Genomic DNA, 20,551 nt, shown 5'->3' on the forward strand with positions numbered 1-20,551 from the left:
TATTATTTATCAGTAGTCTTTTGTCATTAGTCCTCTCTTACAAAGTTCTGATGCCTTGGGCGGGCTACGCCAACGGAGGAGACCTCCGCTCAACGCCAGTTCGCCCAAGTCGGGAAACCCGCCCAAGCGACTGGCTCGACTTTGCGCTTTGTCCTTTGTTAGTTAACAATGACTAATGACTAATGACTATTTCCAATCTTTACCAATCCGAATTGTGAGGTCAGATTCTAAATCACCAATCGCCGACACCTCGATTTGACCTAAGCCTAAGACTTTTTGCAAATCAACTCCAACTTGCCGATTGCCTTTTTGGACAACAATCTGAGTTTGACGTTGGGTATCTGGCCAATCAGGCACTTTGTAAATATTAGTAAAGCCTTTCTGTTTGAGATAAGCAATAACTTTTTCAGTTAGCTGAGGTTGATTGGAAGCATTTTGAATAGCAATTTTGAGGTTAGGAACCCGGCGCATATCTGGCTTCAAACCAGGCACATTTACCCCAACATAATCATTCAACAGGCTCTGTTGTCCAGTCATATTTAGCCAATAGCTATCAGGGTCTTTGCTAAAACGGCTAAACGTACCAGGCAACACGGTCATTTGGAAATTATCCCGATCTAGGTTGAGGCCGAAGTTCACCAACGCCATCATTTCTTCCATCTTCAGGTTGGTATCAAAGTATTTTCGCATCAAGCGAGTTAATTGAGGCAACCTGGGTATGACGGTAGGACTATTGAGGCGTTGCAGCAGGGCTGCTATTAGTGCTTGCTGACGCTGCACTCTCGGCAAATCTCCCAAACCTGGTTCGCGGAATCGGACAAACTGTTCTGCTTGTTCGCCGTTGAGGGTTTGCCAGCCACTGACTAAATTAATCGACAGCCGACTGCTAGAGTCTTTATACTCCATTGATTGGGGAACAAAGAGCTCTACTCCGCCTAACTGATCGACTAACTGCCGTAAGCCGCTAGTAGAAATGCGGATATAGCGATCAATTGGGGCATTGTTTAAGGTACGGCTAACTACCCGTGCTGCCAAGACTGGGCCGCCTTTGGCATTGGCATCCGATACCTTAGTTAATCCCTTTTCTCCCTTTTCTGGGATGGCAATCATCGTATCTCTGGGAATCGAAAGCACCCGTACAGATTTTTCACTAGGGTTGAGCCGTACCAGCAGCATGGTGTCGCTTTTGCCAGCAAAGCTTTCTGGTGAACCATCAACGGTATCGCTGACTGGTTCAATCCCCATAATTAAAATATTCATCGGTCGTGAAAGCTGGTACTGGGAGAGTTTGCTCCATAACTCTCCTGGTAGTGGTATTTTTACCTCGTCTTTAGCAGCAGTTCCTGAATCTTCATCTGTTCGATCTAGATTGCTCCACAAAGGAGTCCACAGTGCTAACGTTGACACCAGCAACCCAGATAAGATAATGCCGATGACAATCGTCATGATCCACAACAGCCATCGAGGCATGGTCAAGCCCAGTCTCTCGTAAAGCTGATTGGGAATTGCACCCACTGATTCCACGACGCTACGGTTGGGATTCGTTGGCGGGTTTAGTTCTACCTCCTCCTCCTCTGAGTCTGCTACTGGTGCAGGCGTTACCTGATTTTCCGTGCGTTGAATTTGCTGCGATCGCACCTCAGTTTCAAATGCTACTTGCTGAGATGTAACCGGATTTTCCGACCATTCGACTTGTTTTATCACAATTATCTCCCCACTCAACCACTCCCTAAAAGTATGTTAATGCAAGCTACAAATATTGCCAGTGGAAAAGCTCACTGTAAACTTGTAATGTTCTTCGGTAGGCGTGTATGACAACATGAATACTTTATTGTTCCCCGTAATCCTTGCTGGTGGTAAAGGTGAACGTTTTTGGCCCCTGAGTCGCAAAGACCGACCCAAGCAATTTTTAAGTCTTGATGGTAGCTCTAGAAGCTTATTACAAGCAACCGCCGATCGATTGATAGAACTCGGTGGCGGGTGGGATTTATTGTGGGTAATAACTTCTAATCAGATAGCTGAAGGGGTACGACAACAATTACCTGATCTACCATCTCAAAACTTACTGATTGAGTCGGAAGGAAGAGACACTGCCGCAGCCGTTGCTTGGACAAGTTTAGAAATTAAACGGCGCTATGGAGAAGACGCTGTTATTGGCTTTTTCCCTGCTGACCACTGGATTGCTGACCAAGAAGCGTTTGCACACACATTAAGCGCGGCTACGCAACTGGCAGCAAGCACAGCAGCGATTGTTACACTGGGGATCAAGCCTACTTTTCCATCAACTGGTTACGGCTACATTGAACAAGGTGAAAAAATAGGTAGCTTTAATGAGTTGCCAGCTTATCACGTCAACCGTTTTACTGAAAAGCCCAACCGTGAAACAGCAGAAACTTTTTTATCTACGGGACGCTTTAGCTGGAATAGTGGCATGTTCGTTTTTCGGGCAGGGGTTGTTCTCAAGGAACTACATACCCATGCTCCAGAAATTATCGAACCTTTAGAACAACATGGCCCTGATATCTATCCCCAGTTGCCTAAGAAGAGTATAGACTATGCGCTAATGGAAAAGACAACTCTAGCATACGTTTTGCCAGTTGATTTTGGTTGGGATGATTTAGGAGATTGGAATGCGATCGAACGCTTACTGAAAAAAGAAGAAACACCCAATGTAGAACTTGCTACCCACATAGGGTTGGATACGCAGGGGGCGATTATTTATGCCTCAAATCCAGAAGATGTTGTTGTTACTATTGGTTTAGAGGACGTGGTGATTGTGCGCGATCGCAATGTCACCCTCGTTGTCAAAAAAGAACGTACCCAGGAAATCAAGCAGATCCTCAAAATTCTCCAAAGTGACTCCCGATTTACCGACCTGCTATAAAAGTTAAAACCCTTGGCAGAGGCGAAAAAGTTGATTTTTCCATTATAACTTGACTGTCTGTTATTCTATCTGACAGTTATGGACATTATTAGCTTTGAACCTCTCGCCAAGACAATGTTAATCGAGTCTATTACTGCCGATCAAAAATATATTTCTCCGTCCAAGGGATTTTGTTGCTTCCATCGCTTATTACACGGCGGGGATTTTTGCTCTAATTACCTCAAACGGATGCTAAGTCAACAAAAGCTCCACCAAGCCGTACAATCATCCATAAAAAGATTCCCAGACTGTGCCACAGCTAGCAAAACTTGTGACTTGCACCAAAGCTAGAGCCAACTTCCATTGTATTTTCATCCCCTGCTGCTTACCTCTTTAACTCCTCTGCATCTTTGCAGTTCTTTACAAAAATGTTCCTCACCCAAACTGTTCCCCGTCAACGAGAAATCCTTGAAGTATTCCTTCGCAATGGCTGGGACTATATGCGAAGGCTACTTACTGGTGGCAAAGCTGATGAACCCCAGCTACCTACACCTGCGGTTTTAAAAAATATCCTGGTGGACTTGGGGCCAGTTTACGTTAAACTTGGCCAGCTAATGTCTACGCGTCCAGATTTACTGAACGCCGCCTACATTGAGGAACTATCAACCCTGCAAGACGAAGTACCGCCAGTTCCTTGGTCAGAGATAGAAATAATCCTCCGTAAAGAATTAAAACGTCCACTAGCAGAAACCTTCAGCACAGTTAACCCGATCCCCGTAGCGGCGGGATCAATTGCCCAGACACATCGCGCCACATTAGCAGACGGTCGAGAAGTCGCTTTAAAAGTGCAACGTCCGGGAATTGATCTGACTATTGCCCAAGATATTGCCTTAATTCAAGGTATTGCCGATTTAGTGGCGCGTACCGATTTCGGGCAAACCTATGAAATCAAATCCATCGCTGAAGAATTTACCAAAGCGCTAGAAGCCGAGTTAGATTTTACACGGGAAGCGGGTTTTACAGACCAACTGCGACGCAATTTATCTAAAAGTCGCTGGTACGATCCTACACAAATAGTGGTTGCGGAAATTAACTGGGAATTGACCACAGAGAAATTACTGGTGATGGAATGGCTGGATGGAGTACCGTTTTTGTTGGCAGATTTGGACAACAACAATAATGGTAAAGACCCTGCTGTAAAGCGTAAAGAAATAACTACTTTGTTGTTTCGGGTATTTTTTCAGCAACTATATATTGATGGCTTTTTTCATGCTGATCCCCATCCAGGAAACTTGTTTTATCTCAAAGATGGTCGTGTTGCCCTCTTAGACTGTGGCATGGTGGGAAGACTTGATCCGCGTACACAGCAGATATTAACAGAAATGTTGTTAGCGATCGTTGATTTAGATGCTCAAAGGTGCGCTCAGTTAACTTTGCAGCTATCAGATTCTGCTCAACCAGTGATTTTGTCGCGGTTAGAAAATGATTACGATCGCATGTTACGAAAATATCACAACGTCAGCCTCACGCAAATAAACTTCAGTCAGATAATTTATGAAGTTTTACAAGTTGCCCGCAACAATAAAATTAGGTTACCTAGCAATATGGGTTTGTATGCCAAAACCCTAGCGAATTTAGAGGGTGTAGCGCGGACATTCAACCCGGAGCTTAATTTTTTTGATGAAGTTAAACCATTAATTACAGACTTATTTCGTCGGCAATTACTGGGCGATAATCCTGTGCGATCGCTCCTCAGAACAGCCTTAGATATTAAAAGTCTATCTCTCCAATCTCCTCGCCAAATCGAACTGTTATTAGACCGAGTTACCTCAGAAACCTTACAGTGGAATCTATCGCTGCGGGGGTTAGATGGCGTGCGGCGCACTATGGACGATGCGGCTAACCGACTATCTTTTAGTATTTTAGTGGGTTCGCTGATTATGGGTGCAGCAATTATTTCCACCAGAGCGCAGACAACTCAGCTATCTTTTTTAAGCACCACCCTGTTTGCAGTCGCCAGTTTATTGGGTTTATGGTTAATTATTAGTACATTGCGATCAGGACGTTTACGGTAAAGTCTATGTGTTGTGCTTGAGTAATGCCCACCACAGGAAATCATCATATATCACTGGTAAAAATTCCGGCTTTAGTATTTAGAACCACAGATAAATAGCGCTAAACAGCAATGATTTATCTGTGTTTACCTGTGTACATCTGTGGTTCTAATACAACGTTTTTCAGGTAAATGAGGTACACAGGTAGGGGCACAACATTGTTGTGCCCTTACAATAATCTGTACCTTACTAAGTTGCAATCTGCTGTATAAAAAATATGTCAATCATCATTGCTGAAAATCTAAGTAAATCTTATCCAGTGGCAGTTAAAAGTCCGGGTATTAAAGGTACAATCACCCACTTTTTTCGCCGTACCTACCGCTCAATTAAAGCAGTTCAGGATGTTTCCTTTGAAATTGCTCCTGGTGAAGTAGTGGGGTTTTTGGGCCCAAATGGAGCTGGTAAAACTACTACACTCAAAATGCTCACGGGGCTGATTCATCCCTCTAGCGGTACAGTCACAGTAGCTGGACAAATTCCCTTTCGTCGTCAAGAAGCATTTTTGCAAAAAATTACCTTAGTAATGGGGCAAAAGCAGCAGCTAATTTGGGACTTACCAGCGCTGGATTCTTTAAAAATTAATGCCGCTGTATACAACATCTCTGATAAAGAGTTCCAACGGCGGGTGGGAGAATTAACAGAAATGCTTTCTCTAGAAGGCAAACTTACCCAACCAGTGCGGAAACTATCTTTGGGTGAGCGAATGAAGGCAGAATTGCTGGCGGCACTTTTGCACCGTCCCCACGTATTGTTCCTAGATGAACCAACGCTGGGATTGGATGTAAATGCTCAAGCAGCAGTGCGCGAGTTCTTGCGCGAGTACAATCAGCTTTATCAGGCTACAGTGCTATTGACGAGTCATTACATGGCTGACATCACAGCTTTGTGTCAACGGGTGCTGTTGATTCATGAGGGGAAGCTGATGTATGACGGTAGCTTAAATGGACTGCTGGAACGTTTTGCCCCGTACCGGGAAGTCCATATAGAGTTAGCCCAACCTCTACCAATAGAAAAACTTATGACCTATGGGGATGTGCAACTCTTAGAAGGGCGAGCAGTGCGTTTTATGGTGTCGAGAGAGGCGCTTACCCGCACTGTATCTCAGATTTTAGCGGATTTGGAGGTAATTGATTTAACAGTTACCGAACCGCCTGTAGAAGAAGTGATTGGACGAGTTTTTCAGGCAGGTGTTGTCTAGTTAGTGCTAAGGGGAGAATGCACCATAGATGAAGAAAATTATTAGAAAAGCCCTGACTTTGCTGTCAGTATACTACGCCTATATGGTTGAGTATCGAGCAGAACTAATCTTATGGGTTTTGGCTGGGTCTTTGCCGATTATCCTCATGGGTGTCTGGATACAGGCGGCAAAAGGAGGACAGTTTGGGCTATCACCTGTGGATTTTGCGCGTTACTTCATCACGGTTTTCATTATCAGACAACTCACTGTTGTTTGGGTAATTTGGGACTTTGAAGCAGAGGTAGTGGAAGGCAAGCTTTCACCCAGGTTGCTACAACCACTCGACCCAGTATGGCATCATGTTGCAAGACATATTTCTGAAAGATTTGCTAGACTAACGTTTGCTTTTCTATTAGTGGGATTATTTTTTATTCTTTATCCCCAAGCTTTTTGGTTACCAAGTTGGAGTAGATTTTTGCTGTTTACATTGGCGGTGGTGCTAGCTTTTACTTTGCGGTTTACGATTCAGTACACTTTTGCTATGTTCGCCTTTTGGACAGAACGGGCTAGCGCTTTAGAAAATTTCTGGTTGTTGTTTTATCTATTTTTATCTGGTTTGATAGCACCTTTAGAGGTGTTTCCAGAACCTGTGCAGAAAATAGTGATGTTTACGCCTTTTCCCTATTTGATTGATTTTCCTGCAAGTCTTTTGGTAGGGTTACCCGTGGATATAGGACGGGGATTTGGGTCAATGGTGGGATGGATATTAGTGTTTTTGGGTGTGAATCGTTTGCTTTGGCGTATGGGTTTGAAACGGTATTCTGGGATGGGAGCATGAACAATTAATAATTCTATAATTGGAAGTTTACAACCATAGAGTTTGGCTAAGTTGAGGTAATTTAAAACTTTCTTGATCAAAGAAAGATTTCTCGAACACTGACATATCCCACCTCAGGATTTGCCAAACTCAAGGAAGTTCCATTACTTCAAATGAATTGCCCTAATTCATCTAGAGTATTCACGCTCTTAATTCCCTGTTGAATTGCTTTTAATCTATCTAAATCGGAAATTTGAGAGATTTCTGGCATCAGCTGCAATCCCTCAGTGCCAAATTTTATCTCCAAAGCGAGTTCAATACCTGACAGTATCTCTTCTCGCCGTCCTTCTCGCCGTCCTCGTTCTTCCCCACGTTGTTCGCCCTCTCTCAAAATTTGCTGATACCAGGGAGATTCGCGTAACACTGCCATATCCCACCTCATGATTTGCTGAACTAAAGCGTTGTCTAATACGAAGGTAGCAAAAAAAGCCATGACGGTTTCTAACTGGCTCACTGCCAGTGCTGCGTATGCTCGCATCCGTTTGGGCATTTCAGGTTTGTAGCGTAATTGTAACTCGTTGAGTACAATAAATTCGCCATATTGGGGACTGGTGGCGCGGACTAATACATCACTTTCACGGCTAATCCACTGGAATTCGGAATTGAGAATTTCTCCGCATACAATATCAGGAATTTTCGTTACCCATTTTACTCAATTTTCGGGTGCGAGGCTGATTAATCTCTTGGTGCTAATATCTGCTGCTTTAGCCATAGGGGATGTAGATGACCATAGTTGTAGTTTATGGCTAAAGTGGCGATAGTCTACTATGGGCTACGCCTATGCACTGATGTACTTTGCTATAGATTTTATAAATTACTTGGTATCGTCTTAAACTTTTCCGCTGACCCCAAAGAATAATCTTCTAACTTAAAATCAGCAAAAGGCTTCTTTTCTAACCTATCCCGTAATGCCTCATCCAGAATTAAACCTGGTGATTGTTTTTTAACGCCAATGATTATAATACTTCTCTGATATTTAGTTAAATCCTGATTTGCCTGACAATCACTTCGTTGAAATTGCCCTAAATTTAATATGCGATAACCTTTGACACTTGGTGTATTAATAAATAATTTTTGCACTAAAAATTGTATTTGTTTGGAACGTTCTAAAGCTACACGTTCTTGAACTGCCGTATCACCCTTACAAGAAGCTGTGCCTACAGAGATAATCTCAGTGGGAGCTTCCATTATATTCTCTATACCTTCTTGTTCTAAGTTCAATTTTAAAAGGTCAAGACTAATAATTTCATCATTATATTTAATTTGAAAATTGCTACCTAAAAGCCATTTATATTCTAGTGATAAAACAGCTATATTAAATTTTGCTACTTTCCCCTGACTATCCCTACCTTCTTGATAAGGAAAATAATCAATTTTACCTTTTTTTTCGGGAGATTGTCCGTAATTTGACCTGAATGAGAATTTTGATGTGCGCGTTGCTAAAGCCACTATACTAAGTAATCCTAATATCACTAGCAGCGCTGCAAAAAATTTTAGTAGTGATACTTCTTCGGTCTGTTCTTGTGGAGAAAATGAAGTTTTAATAATTGGTGGTGGCAATTGCTCAATGTTATAATCACCTACTAAATTAATATTTTGAGGAGGAGTTTCTATTAGTTGGGTTTCAATTTCTTCTAGGCGTTGCAAAATATCCTGGGCATTAGCGGGACGCTTTTCTATATCCGGTGCTGTTAGCCAATCAATTAAATTTAATAGTAAGGGTGAAATATGGATGGCATGATTTTGCCAGTGCAACAAATTGTGCTGTATATCATACATATCTAAGGGATGGTATCCCGTAAGTAAAAATACAAATGTGCGTCCCAAGGCAAAGAAATCTGATTGCGGTACTGCTTGAGCATTCATTTGTTCAGGAGCGCTGTAGCCAGATGACATAAGTGCTGTCATCCCCTCACCATTGCTGAGTTTATCTGGGTAAGTTCTGTCAATTTCAGTGGCGGTGCCAAAATCAATCAGTACCAAATCCCCCCAACCCTTCCCAAGGGGAGAGCGAATCATGATATTAGACGGCTTAATATCTCGATGCAGGTACTGTTTACCATGCACTAAATCCAAAATTTCTACCAATTGTTTTAACCAGGCTACAGCTTGTTCCTGCGAAATAGAGTAATTCTGTTGCTGCTGCTTTAACCACTGTTCTAAGTTGTTACCATCGATTTTTTCCATTGCTATGCAATGCAACACTAAACCATTTCGGGTTTGATACTGAAAGTAACTATCTTCGTTGGGAATACCGGGATGCTTGAGTTGTCCCAATACTGTTATTTCTTGCTGAAATAGTTCTACAGCTTTGGCGTCGCCTGATAGTTTTTCTTTGAGTATCTTGAGGATTTTGGGGGTATCTTGTTCGTATGCCTCATAAACTTTACTAAACCCTGTTTTGTCACTCAACAGGCACGTCACCCGATAACGCCCTAGCAATTCCAAATGGGAACCACAACTTTGACAAAAGCGGTTTTGATGATTATTCGGGTGATTTGGTTTAGGGCAAACGGGGTTGATACAAAGGCTCATGACTGGCTTATCCGTACTTGAAGAGGAGCATAGACGCAAAAGCGTTTGTCGCTAGACATCACTCCTATTAATTCTTCTGTTGCCGGATGATAATCCCGTCTAATAATAATCAGATTTTCTATCTGTGTTCTGCCAAGAAAGCTGCTACAGTTTGGTTAAATGCCTCTGGTTGTGTCAAAAACGGCCAATGATTGCCAGGAACTTGGCAGATGCGTAGGTTTTTGAGATAGGTTTTGTAGGGTTGGATTTGCCAATCTTGGGGATTTAGACCTTGTTCTGGTTGGATAAAGAGGGCATGGGTATCAAGGGGGATTGTAAAACCACGCACTTGCATAACTTCCTCAAAAATCCCGTCGCGGGCGGCTATAGTAAATTTGCTGCCCCAACTACCATCGAGTTTTTGTTCTATTCCTGCTTGGAAGACTTGCTGCTGTAAGGAACTCCATCCTTGATATTGCTTTAACTGCCGTGCTTGTTGTTCGGCTTGTTCATGACTAGCAAAGGGGCCCATGCTTTTGAGAAAAGGCAAGAAGCGATACAACATCGGAAAAGTTACCTTGAAAAGGCTGGGCATTTTCCAGATGAAAATCGGATCGACCAAAATTATACTCCGCAAACGCTTTGGGTTTTGCCTTGCCCAGATGGCGGTTAATTTGCCAGTCCACGAGTGACTGACAATATGGGCAGATGTCCATCTGAGATTATCCATGAGTGCTTCGAGGTCTGCGATCGCATTTTCAAAACTATAATCTCTCTCAGGCTTACTACTTTGGCCATGTCCACGCATATCTGGTGCAACTATGTGGTAGTCTGCCGCTAAGTAATCTCCTAAACTAGACCACACTAGAGCATGGTCGCCTAAACCGTGTAGCAGCAGTAAAGGTTCTTTACCTTGGTTCCACTCTAAGTAAGAAAGTTGGATATCAGGCTTTGATAAAGTTTGACGTACAGGCATCATTGCACATCCACCAGTGAAGAGATAGTTTCGCGTTTATATATTACTGCGAAAGAAGATGGGGGAGCGATGGGAGATGGGACTTGACAGCTATAACCAATCTTAACTTTTCTCATAAGTAAAATTATTTAGATGCGATCGCGCATTTGGAGTTAGAGTAATTAAATCGTCAATATTGCGTTTCATTGTCTCGCAAATCGTATCTAGAGGTAAGTCGTTAGGATCATAACCAAAGGGGTTTTCTATCTCCAAGCCGATGGCTTCAATGCCAAATACTGTAAAACCAACCAAAGCCGCAATTAAACCTGTCCACCAACCCAGACTCTCCACTATTTGAAAAGGTAACAGGAAACAATATAGTAACAATAATTGCTTCAGATGAATGGAATAAGCTAATGGCATAGGTGTTTTTAAAATCCGTTCGCAAGCACCTAAATTATCCACAAGATTATTCAATAATTCTTGCATAGATGTTAACTGGTAGCTATTAAGGCAATTGCGATGATATTGCTCCTGTAAATAATCTCCTATCCAAAAGGCAACCTCTATGGGGGGATTATTCATAATCTTCAGTTTTATATACTTACTAGATGGCATTAAATCTTCTAACTCCCTATTGACTGCTTCTCCCCGCAAATGTAATTTAGTTGTCACAGCAAAAGCTACCAATAAATTTAAGGCTGTAATTTTATTGTCTTTATCTTCTGGTGATATTTCATCAATTGATACCCAAATTTGACGGGCCAGATTTCGGATGTTATTTACTAAAGATCCCCAGCATTTTCTCCCTTCCCAAAATCGATCATAAGCAGTGTTTGTGCGAAATACAAGTAACAAACCTAAAACAATACTAGGAATAACACTTCCTAAAATAGGTTGGGATACAGGCATCTCAAAATGGTAAAGTATAGAAATCAAAAATCCGAAAGCTCCGCACCATAAAATATGTTTGTAAATTGCTTTCATCACCGAACCTTTAAGTTGTAATTTGGTGCGTAGCCATGTGAGTTTTTCGGCTGTCATGCAGTCACCCTAAGAGAATATTTAGTGAACCGATAGATTAAACATCGGTACTTTAAAAATAATAACTATAGAAATAGCACAATTGGCAAAAAGGATACTGTAATAAGTAGTGTTGGGAAGATAACAGGATATGCTGGCGGTAATTACTGTATCCTACCTTCTGTTACAATCCGCTGGAAGGTAAGGGGATGCTGGGAGAGAGAAGGCTTATCCCAAGCGTATTACCTTGGGTTATATAAAAGTTAATAGCGATACCTACGGTGGTGACTGAGCTTGTCGTACCCTTACTCTTAAGCAAGCTACGCGCAGCGTCTCGTAGAGAAGTGCTGGCTACGCTTACACGGCAATTGTAAAGAAATGTAAATATTTCTCAGTGGCTGCATAAATCCCGCGCCTTACCCCGATAAATCTATAGAAGAAAAGGTACATGCCTGTCGATGATGTCCATACACCATTAATCGGTATCATCTACCCCAGTAAATCAAAAAGTTCTAACCTGTACAAATCCTACCCTGTAAATTAAACCTTTAGACATAACTAAATAAGTTATGTCTTTTTTTTGTGGTTAGTCTCAAAACGTTGAATTTCAATCAAATAACCACTGGGATCACGTAAAAAACAGTGGTAAATATTGTACTTTTCATTTAGTGTAGGTGGCTTTTCAAATTCGACGCCACGTTTTTTGAGATATTCAAACCATTCATCCACCTGCTGTGTTACCAAGGTAAAAATGACACTTGATTGCTTGTCGGCTGGAGGAGTTGATATTTCGCTTGCTTGACACAATCCCAAGTATCCAGAGCCACTAACAGTATAAATACGACAGGTTCCTTGGTCAAGCCACAATTCCAAGCCCAGCTTTTGTTGGTAAAATTCTGTGGACACATCGAGATTATGAGTATAAAAAAAGGTAACCTGCTGTTCAATTGGTGGATGATCAGACATAAAATACATTTGAGTATATACCCCAACGACATCTGGCGATCGCATAGGTAAGAATTGATTGATGTTAGAAACCTGTTACTACTCCAAATGCCTTAAGCGCATCTGGAGTTTCTTTTTGGAAAAAGCGATGTCTACGACGGGCTGCGCCTACAAAATTTTCCAAATCATCCGGATATGCCAAAACACGGCTGAATACGGATGCATACTGAATTATCTATATCTAAGACGGGGCATCACTGTTGATGTACCCCTCCTACCAAACAACTCTCACAAAACAGCCTCAGATGAACTGAGGCTATTTTGCGTACTTCCGTACTTCCAACAGAGAAGGTGTGTAAACAAGAAGCAAAGTGGCTTATTCTCAGACATCCTTAACTGTATTTGAGTGTATACCCTGATGACGTAGGATTCTCTCAGGGTGAAAATTTGGATATAGGTAAATGCGTATCTTTCCTGACTCCAGATTTGCCACAAACATTTCTGGAGTTTTTTAATTATTGCAGTTTAAAATTACCCATCTAGTCTAAACTCCAGTGAATATTTTACCTTTATTATGAACACGCACACTATAGCTGTGCGGTAAAATTAATATAAATTAGGAATTGTTATAAAAATTACTGAGAAAGTATGGAAATCTCCAATTCTACTCCTCAGAAAGAAAACTTACAGCTACAAGCTTCTGAAACATTACGAGCAAGATAGAGTATGGCAGGAATTACAGACAGGAGACTTGATTGATTATTAGATATCCTGCTCCTAATCGAGGTAAGATTTATTGTTTCTCGTGTATTAACTGATAATATCCCATAATTAAAGGAAAGTTAAATTTAATTTATACAACTCACGAAAAGGCAAAATAGTTAAGCGATCGCACTCCTAATTTTGACTAAATAAAAGTGCGATGTCTGACGACAAGTCGCTGTGCCTCTACACACTGAATATAAGTGTTTATTTTGTTGTATATGTCACAAAAATATCCTTTTTCATCTCTACTTCCGCCGGAGCGTCTGGATTATAAGTAGGTGATAATAAAAAACTCGCAAAAGACGGTAAAGGAATTCCAGTTTTGGAACTACATGAGGGATAGAATAATGTGTAAAATGGCTCGGCTACAGAAGGAGTACCCAGTTTAACACCCATAGCAGTTGCTAAAGCCTGAGCGCGACTTTGAGCGTCTTTCATAGCTGATTGATAAACTGAACTCTGCAAACCTTGACAGTCATTGACTGCGTACTCAACGCCCACACTCTTAACGGAAATATTTTCAAGTTGGCTCGTGGACTTGTTCGCTGTAGCAACAATTTCTTGAACGCGATCGCGTGTTGGTTTTTCTAATCTCACTAATATTTTGGCGTTATTTTCACTAGAATTAGTGTTAATTTGCACTTGAATTTTATCAACACTAATCCCTTTGGCAACTAGGCTATTAACTACAGGCTGGAGAGTTGCTTTAGTTAGTGATTTTTTGCTTGGTAGAGATTCTGCTGCTGTTTTGTAATTTAACAGTAGAGTCGGTGAGGATATACGGCGGGTTTCCGGTAGAGATGATGGTTTCGTTTCCAACTGATCATTGCTACCTCCGCTACTGAATACCAATTCAATATCTGCTGTATCTGCTGCCACTCTCACCACCCCTTGACCGATTACCATTAATGAATGGCGATCGCTTGCTGGTGGATAAAATAATTGGGCATTAGTGACTTTGGGCGTTAATGCTCCCACCCCGACAGTCACGGTAATACTTACCAGCATTAGAACTGTTATTTTTCTCATGTCCTGGGAATGTCCTTTGAACTTAGTAATTGTCAAAGTTTACACCTCAAGAGCAATATACTGAATCCTTCATCCAAATAATTCAGGACTTACGCACTCAAAACCTGAAACCTCGTTCGCGTAGCCTACGCGAAGCGCAATCCTCCCTAACCCCAGTAAAAAAAGCGGGATCTCAAGAGCCAACTTTTTAACGGGGTTGGGGGATCTCTTATCTGACTTTTCAGGTATCTGGAAAACCTCTCTCTAAATCTCTCTCCTACAAGGAGAGAGACTTTGAATTTTCCCCCTTAGAGCATCGGGAAGGGCAGGGTGGTTTCATACAAGCAGAGAAGAAACTAAAACTGGGTTTAAAAGCCTCTCGACCTTTCGGGGAGAGGAATGGAAGCGGGGTAAAAAGCCATGTCACAAAACGAGAATCAAGACTTATATATTTTTCTTTCTTCGTATGAAACCACCCTGCTTAGAGCATCGGGAAGGGGGTTAGGGGGTTAGGTTTTTCGTGGCCCTTTCCATACAACGTGAAAAGTCAGATCAGCAGAGAGCCAAATCTTGTTAGAGGTATTTAGGACTTACGCAAGAACCCTTTAAAACTCCATTCCTTTGTGTCCTTCTCTACGAGACGCTACGCGAATGCGTCCTTTGCGGTAGCCTGCGGCAAGCCGCTCCGCGTCTACGTTTTTTCATAATTTTGCGTAAGTCCTGGTATTAACCAAACCAGTGGGAAGGTTCAGAAGCTGGTTCAACTGTTTCACAAAGATGATGGCTAATCCAATCTGACTTTTCTTGAACGATTAAACAAATGCCTTGGTGAATCAAATTTTGTAAATGTAGTTGCTGCTCCAAGGGTTTACGAGGCAACTTGTAATAAGCCAAGCTTCCTTGTTCAGCCTCTGCTAGCGGAATTTGTCCGTCAGACATCACGCTATAAAAGGAGGGAATGCGGTTGAGGACGAAAGCAATTAGCTCTTGGCGTAAGTCAGGAATCGCAAAGGCTTGTTGATATGGATCGGATGGATATGTATCCAAAACGCTTTCAATCTCTCCTACTACTGATTGCTGTGTTACATTTACTACCGATTTCATGATTTTTGAACTCCTTTTTTAATCCAGTCAATGGTTGGTGGAGAAAACAACTTTTTTAGATGCCAACGTCGTCATGGCAATCAGTTAGAAGTAATTCAACTGATAGATGTAAGACACCCCGAAACTAGCTTTTTATTTTGGTAGAATATCAGACATTTAGCTTTGCTTATTTTAGTTAAAGTTTATACTGTTTCACAGTATGACTTATTAAAACAGTATCCAATAAGCTGGTAAGTTGCCGACATTTTATATTTATAATCCTAATTATTTCAAATTTATGCCTATTTGGCAGAAATGTACATAAAACGCAGCATGAAAGCTAGGGGATCAAGATTAACGACAATAAAACAACTTGAATCAGGAGCCAGTTTTTGAGGAAGTTAAGCTTTGTTGGTAATTTACATCACTTTTTAGGTTTGCTGCAAAATTTGCTGTTTAATCTAAAAAACTTATTTGTTGCACGTTCGTTTAGTAAGTCATAAAAATAGCAACTCACTTTATGTAAAAATCAGTCTAGCGACAGATGAAATCAACTAGTAAAAAATTTTAAAAAGTTCACATTATCTAAAGGTAGATGAACCAACTGATTATTAATTTCATCAGCCGCAGCTAATCCAGAAAGCATTGCACCTTCCACAAGATTGCCGGTACACGAATCACCACAGCAAACTATCTGACTCCCAAACCACGGGATTTTTCCACCACTAGCACCGAATATTCAGCTTGACTTAACTGCTGGGCACAGACTAAATCGGCTATTCCGGCACCAATCACTGCAATATCAGTCATGAGTCAATAGTCCCTAGTCATTGGTTATTATCAAAGGACAAAATTACTACTAATGACTGCTGAAAGCTAATAGTAGAATAAGGTACAGAAAGCTGCACGGAAGGGAGGAAGGGAAATTGGATGAAATGAGGGCGGCGCTAGAGTTAGCGACCGAAGAAGAATTGCAAGACTTAACGGCAATTCTATTTAGTCGTAAGTTCAATCCCCTAGACTATGTACACACACCCGAACCCATCGAAGTACAAAGCCAAGACCGTAAAGCTTGGTTAGATGCACTAGAGGGTCGCTTTCGTTTTTTAGCGGCAGATGGGATCACGGTATTGCGGGGACGCACAGGCCAGGTAACTTACCGGCAAGCTTTAGTTCAAGTATGTAAGTATCTAAAAATTCCTTATTCTAATCAGCTAGCAACCGTTGATTTAGAAGCAGAAGTATTTTTGCATCTGCTAGGACAGGTGTGGAAAAAATTGCCTGAACAGGAAAAGCAAAAGTTGACTGTAGGGGTGCAGCGTCAACTTCTCAAATCAGAACTAAAACAACCGCTACCACTTTTATTACAACGTGACCCCTTGGGGTTACTTTTCAAAGGCGGTAGTGCGATCGCTGTTACTTCCATGCTCCAGCCACTTGTACTTAAGCAAATTGCCCGTCAATTTGCCATCCACTTTGCTAGCTATGAAGTAGCCAAACAAGCTGCGATTAAAGGCTCAGAAGCAGCTACAACGCAATTCCAAAGCTATGTAGCGATGCAAATGGCTCGACGGGGTATGACTGTGAGTGCAGCTCGTTATGGGGCAACGCGCAGTATGTTTGCTGTGATTGGGCCGATAATGTGGGGTTGGTTTTTTGCGGATTTAGGGTGGAGAGCGATCGCCACTAACTATGGTCGGATCATCCCTACCATCTTTGCCTTAGCTCAAATTCGCCTCACTCGTGAGGAATGTTGGGAGCCAGCTTGAACAAAGCTTTTTACTATTTCAAATCTCGTTGGCAATCTTCTTGGAACTACTCTCTATGGGCACTGTTAATTTTCCCATTGAGTCCTTTTTTGGGAGCGGTGACTATCGGTTTTGTCTCATTAATAACTTTGGGGCGACAATACCGCAAAATTAGCCGCCGCCCCCTGAACTGGGGATTTGCCCTTTTGAGTGTATTGCTGATCATGACTGCTGGGGTTGCCGATCACAAGACAGAAGCTTTTCTCGGCTTATTTAATTTATTACCGTTCTTTTTAGTTTTCGCTGCCCATAGCACTCTGATTCAAACATTTGCTCAATTGCGGCAAATGGCTTGGATTTTGGTGATCGGTTCTATGCCAGTAGTAATTATCGGCTTGGGACAGTTATTTTTAGGCTGGAGTTTGAAGTTCGAGATTTTGTGGATTGTCTTAGCTGGGACAATCAGACCAGGAGGAAATCCACCAGGTCGCATAGCCTCACTCTTCTTGCACGCTAACACCTTCGCTGCTTATCTAGCAATAGTTTTCATCCTGGGCTTAGGGTTGTGGCTCGAACAATGGCGATCGGGGAAGGTGGGGCCCCCTCTGGGGATAAGGGGTAATGGGTATCGAGGATTCAGTATTGGAAAGAATTCAGTCCCCTTTCTGTTTCTAACCGTGGCGGTGATCACAAATTTCATCGCCTTAATTTTCACCAGTTCGCGCAATGGGTGGGGGATCGCTATTTTTGCCTGTTTAGCTTATGCACTCTACCAAGGTTGGCGCATTCTTGTGGGTGGCGTCGCTGTGATCGTCTCTAGTGTGCTTTTGGCAGCTTTTGCTCCCTCGCCAGTCGCTCAATTTTTTCGTCAGTACGTTCCTGGCTTCTTTTGGGCAAGGTTAAATGACGATATGTATCCAGGTAGACCAGTCGCTTTAATGCGAAAAACTCAGTGGGAGTTTGCCTGGTCTTTAGCTCAGGAACATCCTTGGACTGGCTGGGGCTTACACAGTTTTAGTACACTTTATAAAGCCAAGATGCAGATTCACTTGGGTCATCCCCATAACTTGTTTTTGATGTTATCTGCTGAAACTGGTTTTCCTAGTACTTTTTTATTTTGTGGCTTACTCGCTTGGATTTTGATTACAGGCGTGCAATTACTGCGAAAGTCAAAATATATAAATACAGAAGACAGACTGATATTTTTCAGTTATCTTCTGGCTTTTGTGGGGTGGGTTCTATTGAATACAGTCGATGTAACCCTATTCGATTTTCGGTTGAATACGTTTTCATGGTTAATTTTGGCTGCCATTTGTGGAGTAGTACATCGTTATAACCAACATGACAGGCTTGCATCTCATCCAAATTAGTTAGCAAATGACAAACAGCAACTTAAAATAGCCATCAGTTTCTTTTCCGTGTATGCACTGGGTACATTTATAGTTTTAAGTTAATAAGATTACTATATTCACGTCTGTGAGTGTGACTAATACCTAATTAGTTACTGTTGCTGATTGTTGGGAAGGTGTAGGGACAACCTTTTGGGGTTTTCCTGCATGACGGGCATCTCTTGTAGATGCCCTTTTGTATATTTATTATTTTTGGACGATTTTAAAGAATATTGAATTTGACGGAATATCTGAAAAATTTTTATCATTCATAAAGGAATATCAAACATGGTTACTGAAATTAAATTAGGTCTTTGCAACCCGCCAGAACCTATCTATTTGTATGTAAAAAGAGGAGAATTAAGCGGATAATCCTACCTATGGTATAACTACGATATCAATAATAAAATAACTATTCCTGTGCAAAAAACAGGGCTGACTGGATATATATCCGAGCTTAAATTAACGACGAAAGAATTTAGAGAAAAGGACAACATTAAGTTAGATATCGTTGTTAGAGCCGATGAAATTTATATTGTTACGACTGGAATAGAAACGAACTTTGCTAAAAGTTTCCTTTTAGCTGTATCCCTAGTCCAGGACTTTTCCAAGCCCCTGATTATCGCTGCAACTGCTGGAGAAGAAAATGTGGTTTTTTGTAACCTCTACGACGCAGCAACTAAAACCCGGATTGACTCAAAATGGAACAAAGATGCTGATTTGCTGGCAATCATTGATAATGTTCAAACTAAGTTGCAGACATCTAAAAATTCCCATATCGTCTCTGGTGAGGCAATACATTTCTGAAAAATTCTAGTACTTACGCATTCACAGGAAAAACCAAATATAGATAATTTGGAAAACCACATCTGTCGTCGGGGCAATATCCCTGCCCATTGGTGTCAATTTAAGGTGAAAGCCAGTCTATAAGCAGCTTTTAGAGATTGCCTCGTCAAGAGTCTCTGATTCTTAATGCCTAATGGGAGGCTTCGCCTCTGGACTTGCGGCTCTGCCGCAATGAGGAGCATTTCCAGCCAGAGGCTGGAAACGAGGTTTTAAAGGGGTTTGGGCTTAAGTTGACACGCATGTACCCTGCCTTAAGCCGCGAATGCGTCTAGATGAATTGCCCTAAGGGACTTCCAAATAAAAAATACTCAATTACTTCTTGTGGGGTGGGCGACACGAAAGCCCATAGCCAAGGGCGGACATGATGTCCACCCCACAAGATTGGATAATCTATTTCTTGGAAGTCCCTAAGAAGAAAATCACAGTTTTGGGTATTGTTTGCGTAAGTCAAGACTTATTTAGCGCTGACTGTGATGACTGCAATAACCCTTATGGTGTAAGCTCTCGGTAAAATGGGTGTGTCGGTAACGAAAAAAAGACGCCTCCATAACCAACCTTATGCTCACAACAGCTAACTTTCTTCAGTACACCCAATGGTCAGGCATAGCTAGCTTGGTATTTGCTGCCTTAACAGTTTTGGCTTTTATCCTCAAATGGGGCATCCGCTTTCGGTTGGTAGGTACGACTGGCTTTATGCTGGTGCTGACGGGTGGTTTATTTGCACTCTCGATAGTCCCCTTGAGTCGGACTGTGATTCCAGGAGCAGTCCGCTACACTCTAGTTTATGACAATGGGTCAACACAAGCGGTGATTGCCACATCACCCCAAATTACACCCACACAATTAGAAGCAACTTTACGTCAAGCAGCTAGTAATCTCTTTTCTTATGGTCGTTCAGGTACACAAGAAGACGACAAGTTGACAGTTCGTGCCCGTACCATTATCCACCCGGAACCAGGGATTTCTGTACCAGTTTACTTGGGTGAGGTCAAGCGATCGCTCGTTTCTCATCAAAATTCCCCAATCACAATCGAAATTTACACAGACAATTTCGCCCAATTGCCAAAACCTACTGCTTAAGAGGAGCAGGGGGCAGAGGAGCAGGGGGAATAGATTGTACAATTTTTCTTCAGCCCTCACCCTCTTCCCTTTATCCTCCTAGAGGACAAAATAATTTACCTGTTATCAGAATAACAAAATTTATTTTGTATTTACTGATACATTAATAGTTGTTTTTAGATTAAG

General features: G+C 41.8%; 17 protein-coding genes and 2 pseudogenes. 10 read left to right on the forward strand and 9 right to left on the reverse strand.

The genetic code is table 11. The annotated features are described in order from the left end of the window. Positions 1 to 20 precede the first annotated feature (20 nt). A complete protein-coding gene (locus V7K85_RS28385; protein ID WP_334818769.1) occupies positions 21 to 176 on the forward strand; it encodes a hypothetical protein in 156 nt (51 codons plus the stop codon). Between the two features lie 10 nt (positions 177 to 186). On the opposite strand, the gene V7K85_RS28390 is transcribed toward V7K85_RS28385, so the two are convergent. After that, a complete protein-coding gene (locus V7K85_RS28390; protein WP_334818771.1) occupies positions 187 to 1,704 on the reverse strand; it encodes an LCP family protein in 1,518 nt (505 codons plus the stop codon). Between the two features lie 115 nt (positions 1,705 to 1,819). Between V7K85_RS28390 and V7K85_RS28395 the strand changes: the two genes are divergently transcribed. From V7K85_RS28395 to V7K85_RS28415, 5 genes are all read left to right on the forward strand, one after another. Continuing rightward, a complete protein-coding gene (locus V7K85_RS28395) occupies positions 1,820 to 2,884 on the forward strand; it encodes a mannose-1-phosphate guanylyltransferase (RefSeq protein ID WP_334818773.1) in 1,065 nt (354 codons plus the stop codon). Positions 2,885 to 2,998: 114 nt separating this feature from the next. Continuing rightward, on the forward strand, positions 2,999 to 3,214 hold the full coding sequence (gene yidD / locus V7K85_RS28400) for a membrane protein insertion efficiency factor YidD (RefSeq protein ID WP_334818886.1): 216 nt from the start codon (positions 2,999 to 3,001) through the stop codon (positions 3,212 to 3,214). Between the two features lie 77 nt (positions 3,215 to 3,291). Then, complete coding sequence (locus tag V7K85_RS28405; protein WP_334818775.1) at positions 3,292 to 4,938, forward strand: ABC1 kinase family protein; 1,647 nt, start codon at positions 3,292 to 3,294, stop codon at positions 4,936 to 4,938. Positions 4,939 to 5,194: 256 nt separating this feature from the next. After that, positions 5,195 to 6,175 carry an ABC transporter ATP-binding protein gene (locus V7K85_RS28410; protein WP_334818777.1) on the forward strand — a complete coding sequence of 327 codons (981 nt, stop codon included), beginning with the start codon at positions 5,195 to 5,197 and terminating at the stop codon, positions 6,173 to 6,175. A gap of 28 nt (positions 6,176 to 6,203) precedes the next feature. Next, on the forward strand, positions 6,204 to 6,992 hold the full coding sequence (locus V7K85_RS28415) for an ABC transporter permease (protein ID WP_334818779.1): 789 nt from the start codon (positions 6,204 to 6,206) through the stop codon (positions 6,990 to 6,992). 148 nt (positions 6,993 to 7,140) lie between these two features. Here V7K85_RS28415 and V7K85_RS28420 read toward each other — a convergent pair. From V7K85_RS28420 to V7K85_RS28460, 8 genes and pseudogenes are all read right to left on the reverse strand, one after another. Next, positions 7,141 to 7,743, reverse strand: a pseudogene (locus V7K85_RS28420) (hypothetical protein). 95 nt (positions 7,744 to 7,838) lie between these two features. Further along, the gene (locus V7K85_RS28425; protein ID WP_334818781.1) at positions 7,839 to 9,566 is read right to left on the reverse strand and encodes a serine/threonine-protein kinase; all 1,728 of its coding nucleotides are present in this window, start codon (positions 9,564 to 9,566) and stop codon (positions 7,839 to 7,841) included. A 118-nt stretch (positions 9,567 to 9,684) separates the two neighbouring features. Then, a complete protein-coding gene (locus tag V7K85_RS28430; protein ID WP_334818888.1) occupies positions 9,685 to 10,521 on the reverse strand; it encodes an alpha/beta fold hydrolase in 837 nt (278 codons plus the stop codon). 102 nt (positions 10,522 to 10,623) lie between these two features. Next, positions 10,624 to 11,544, reverse strand: a complete 921-nt coding sequence (locus tag V7K85_RS28435; RefSeq protein WP_334818783.1) for a bestrophin family protein — start codon at positions 11,542 to 11,544, stop codon at positions 10,624 to 10,626. A 546-nt stretch (positions 11,545 to 12,090) separates the two neighbouring features. Further along, positions 12,091 to 12,534: a VOC family protein gene (locus V7K85_RS28440; protein ID WP_334818785.1), complete on the reverse strand. Its 444-nt coding sequence runs from the start codon at positions 12,532 to 12,534 to the stop codon at positions 12,091 to 12,093. A 903-nt stretch (positions 12,535 to 13,437) separates the two neighbouring features. Beyond that, on the reverse strand, positions 13,438 to 14,298 hold the full coding sequence (locus V7K85_RS28445) for an SIMPL domain-containing protein (RefSeq protein ID WP_334818787.1): 861 nt from the start codon (positions 14,296 to 14,298) through the stop codon (positions 13,438 to 13,440). Positions 14,299 to 14,967: 669 nt separating this feature from the next. After that, complete coding sequence (locus tag V7K85_RS28450) at positions 14,968 to 15,345, reverse strand: hypothetical protein (RefSeq protein WP_334818789.1); 378 nt, start codon at positions 15,343 to 15,345, stop codon at positions 14,968 to 14,970. Between the two features lie 672 nt (positions 15,346 to 16,017). Beyond that, positions 16,018 to 16,134, reverse strand: a pseudogene (locus V7K85_RS28460) (NAD(P)-binding protein); the annotation flags it as partial. 116 nt (positions 16,135 to 16,250) lie between these two features. Here V7K85_RS28460 and V7K85_RS28465 point away from each other — a divergent pair. The 4 genes from V7K85_RS28465 to V7K85_RS28480 all read left to right on the forward strand — a co-directional run bounded on the left by V7K85_RS28465 (position 16,251) and on the right by V7K85_RS28480 (position 20,386). Further along, complete coding sequence (locus V7K85_RS28465; RefSeq protein WP_334818793.1) at positions 16,251 to 17,093, forward strand: YaaW family protein; 843 nt, start codon at positions 16,251 to 16,253, stop codon at positions 17,091 to 17,093. Continuing rightward, the gene (locus V7K85_RS28470) at positions 17,075 to 18,442 is read left to right on the forward strand and encodes an O-antigen ligase family protein (protein ID WP_334818795.1); all 1,368 of its coding nucleotides are present in this window, start codon (positions 17,075 to 17,077) and stop codon (positions 18,440 to 18,442) included. The genes V7K85_RS28465 and V7K85_RS28470 overlap by 19 nt, the downstream gene beginning before the upstream one ends. Positions 18,443 to 18,880: 438 nt before the next feature. Next, positions 18,881 to 19,267 carry a hypothetical protein gene (locus V7K85_RS28475; protein WP_334818797.1) on the forward strand — a complete coding sequence of 129 codons (387 nt, stop codon included), beginning with the start codon at positions 18,881 to 18,883 and terminating at the stop codon, positions 19,265 to 19,267. Between the two features lie 597 nt (positions 19,268 to 19,864). Continuing rightward, complete coding sequence (locus V7K85_RS28480) at positions 19,865 to 20,386, forward strand: Ycf51 family protein (protein WP_334818798.1); 522 nt, start codon at positions 19,865 to 19,867, stop codon at positions 20,384 to 20,386. Positions 20,387 to 20,551 lie beyond the last annotated feature (165 nt).

The organism is Nostoc sp., assembly GCF_036917615.1.
GTDB lineage: Bacteria > Cyanobacteriota > Cyanobacteriia > Cyanobacteriales > Nostocaceae > Nostoc.

Coding starts and splice junctions, on each gene's coding strand:
- V7K85_RS28395 (WP_334818773.1), top strand. CDS start 1,820: ATGAATACTTTATTGTTCCCCGTAATCCTTGCTGGTGGTAAAGGTGAA.
- V7K85_RS28425 (WP_334818781.1), bottom strand. CDS start 9,566: ATGAGCCTTTGTATCAACCCCGTTTGCCCTAAACCAAATCACCCGAAT.
- V7K85_RS28405 (WP_334818775.1), top strand. CDS start 3,292: ATGTTCCTCACCCAAACTGTTCCCCGTCAACGAGAAATCCTTGAAGTA.
- yidD (WP_334818886.1), top strand. CDS start 2,999: ATGTTAATCGAGTCTATTACTGCCGATCAAAAATATATTTCTCCGTCC.
- V7K85_RS28440 (WP_334818785.1), bottom strand. CDS start 12,534: ATGCGATCGCCAGATGTCGTTGGGGTATATACTCAAATGTATTTTATG.
- V7K85_RS28435 (WP_334818783.1), bottom strand. CDS start 11,544: ATGACAGCCGAAAAACTCACATGGCTACGCACCAAATTACAACTTAAA.
- V7K85_RS28470 (WP_334818795.1), top strand. CDS start 17,075: ATGTTGGGAGCCAGCTTGAACAAAGCTTTTTACTATTTCAAATCTCGT.
- V7K85_RS28410 (WP_334818777.1), top strand. CDS start 5,195: ATGTCAATCATCATTGCTGAAAATCTAAGTAAATCTTATCCAGTGGCA.
- V7K85_RS28430 (WP_334818888.1), bottom strand. CDS start 10,521: ATGCCTGTACGTCAAACTTTATCAAAGCCTGATATCCAACTTTCTTAC.
- V7K85_RS28480 (WP_334818798.1), top strand. CDS start 19,865: ATGCTCACAACAGCTAACTTTCTTCAGTACACCCAATGGTCAGGCATA.
- V7K85_RS28450 (WP_334818789.1), bottom strand. CDS start 15,345: ATGAAATCGGTAGTAAATGTAACACAGCAATCAGTAGTAGGAGAGATT.
- V7K85_RS28415 (WP_334818779.1), top strand. CDS start 6,204: ATGAAGAAAATTATTAGAAAAGCCCTGACTTTGCTGTCAGTATACTAC.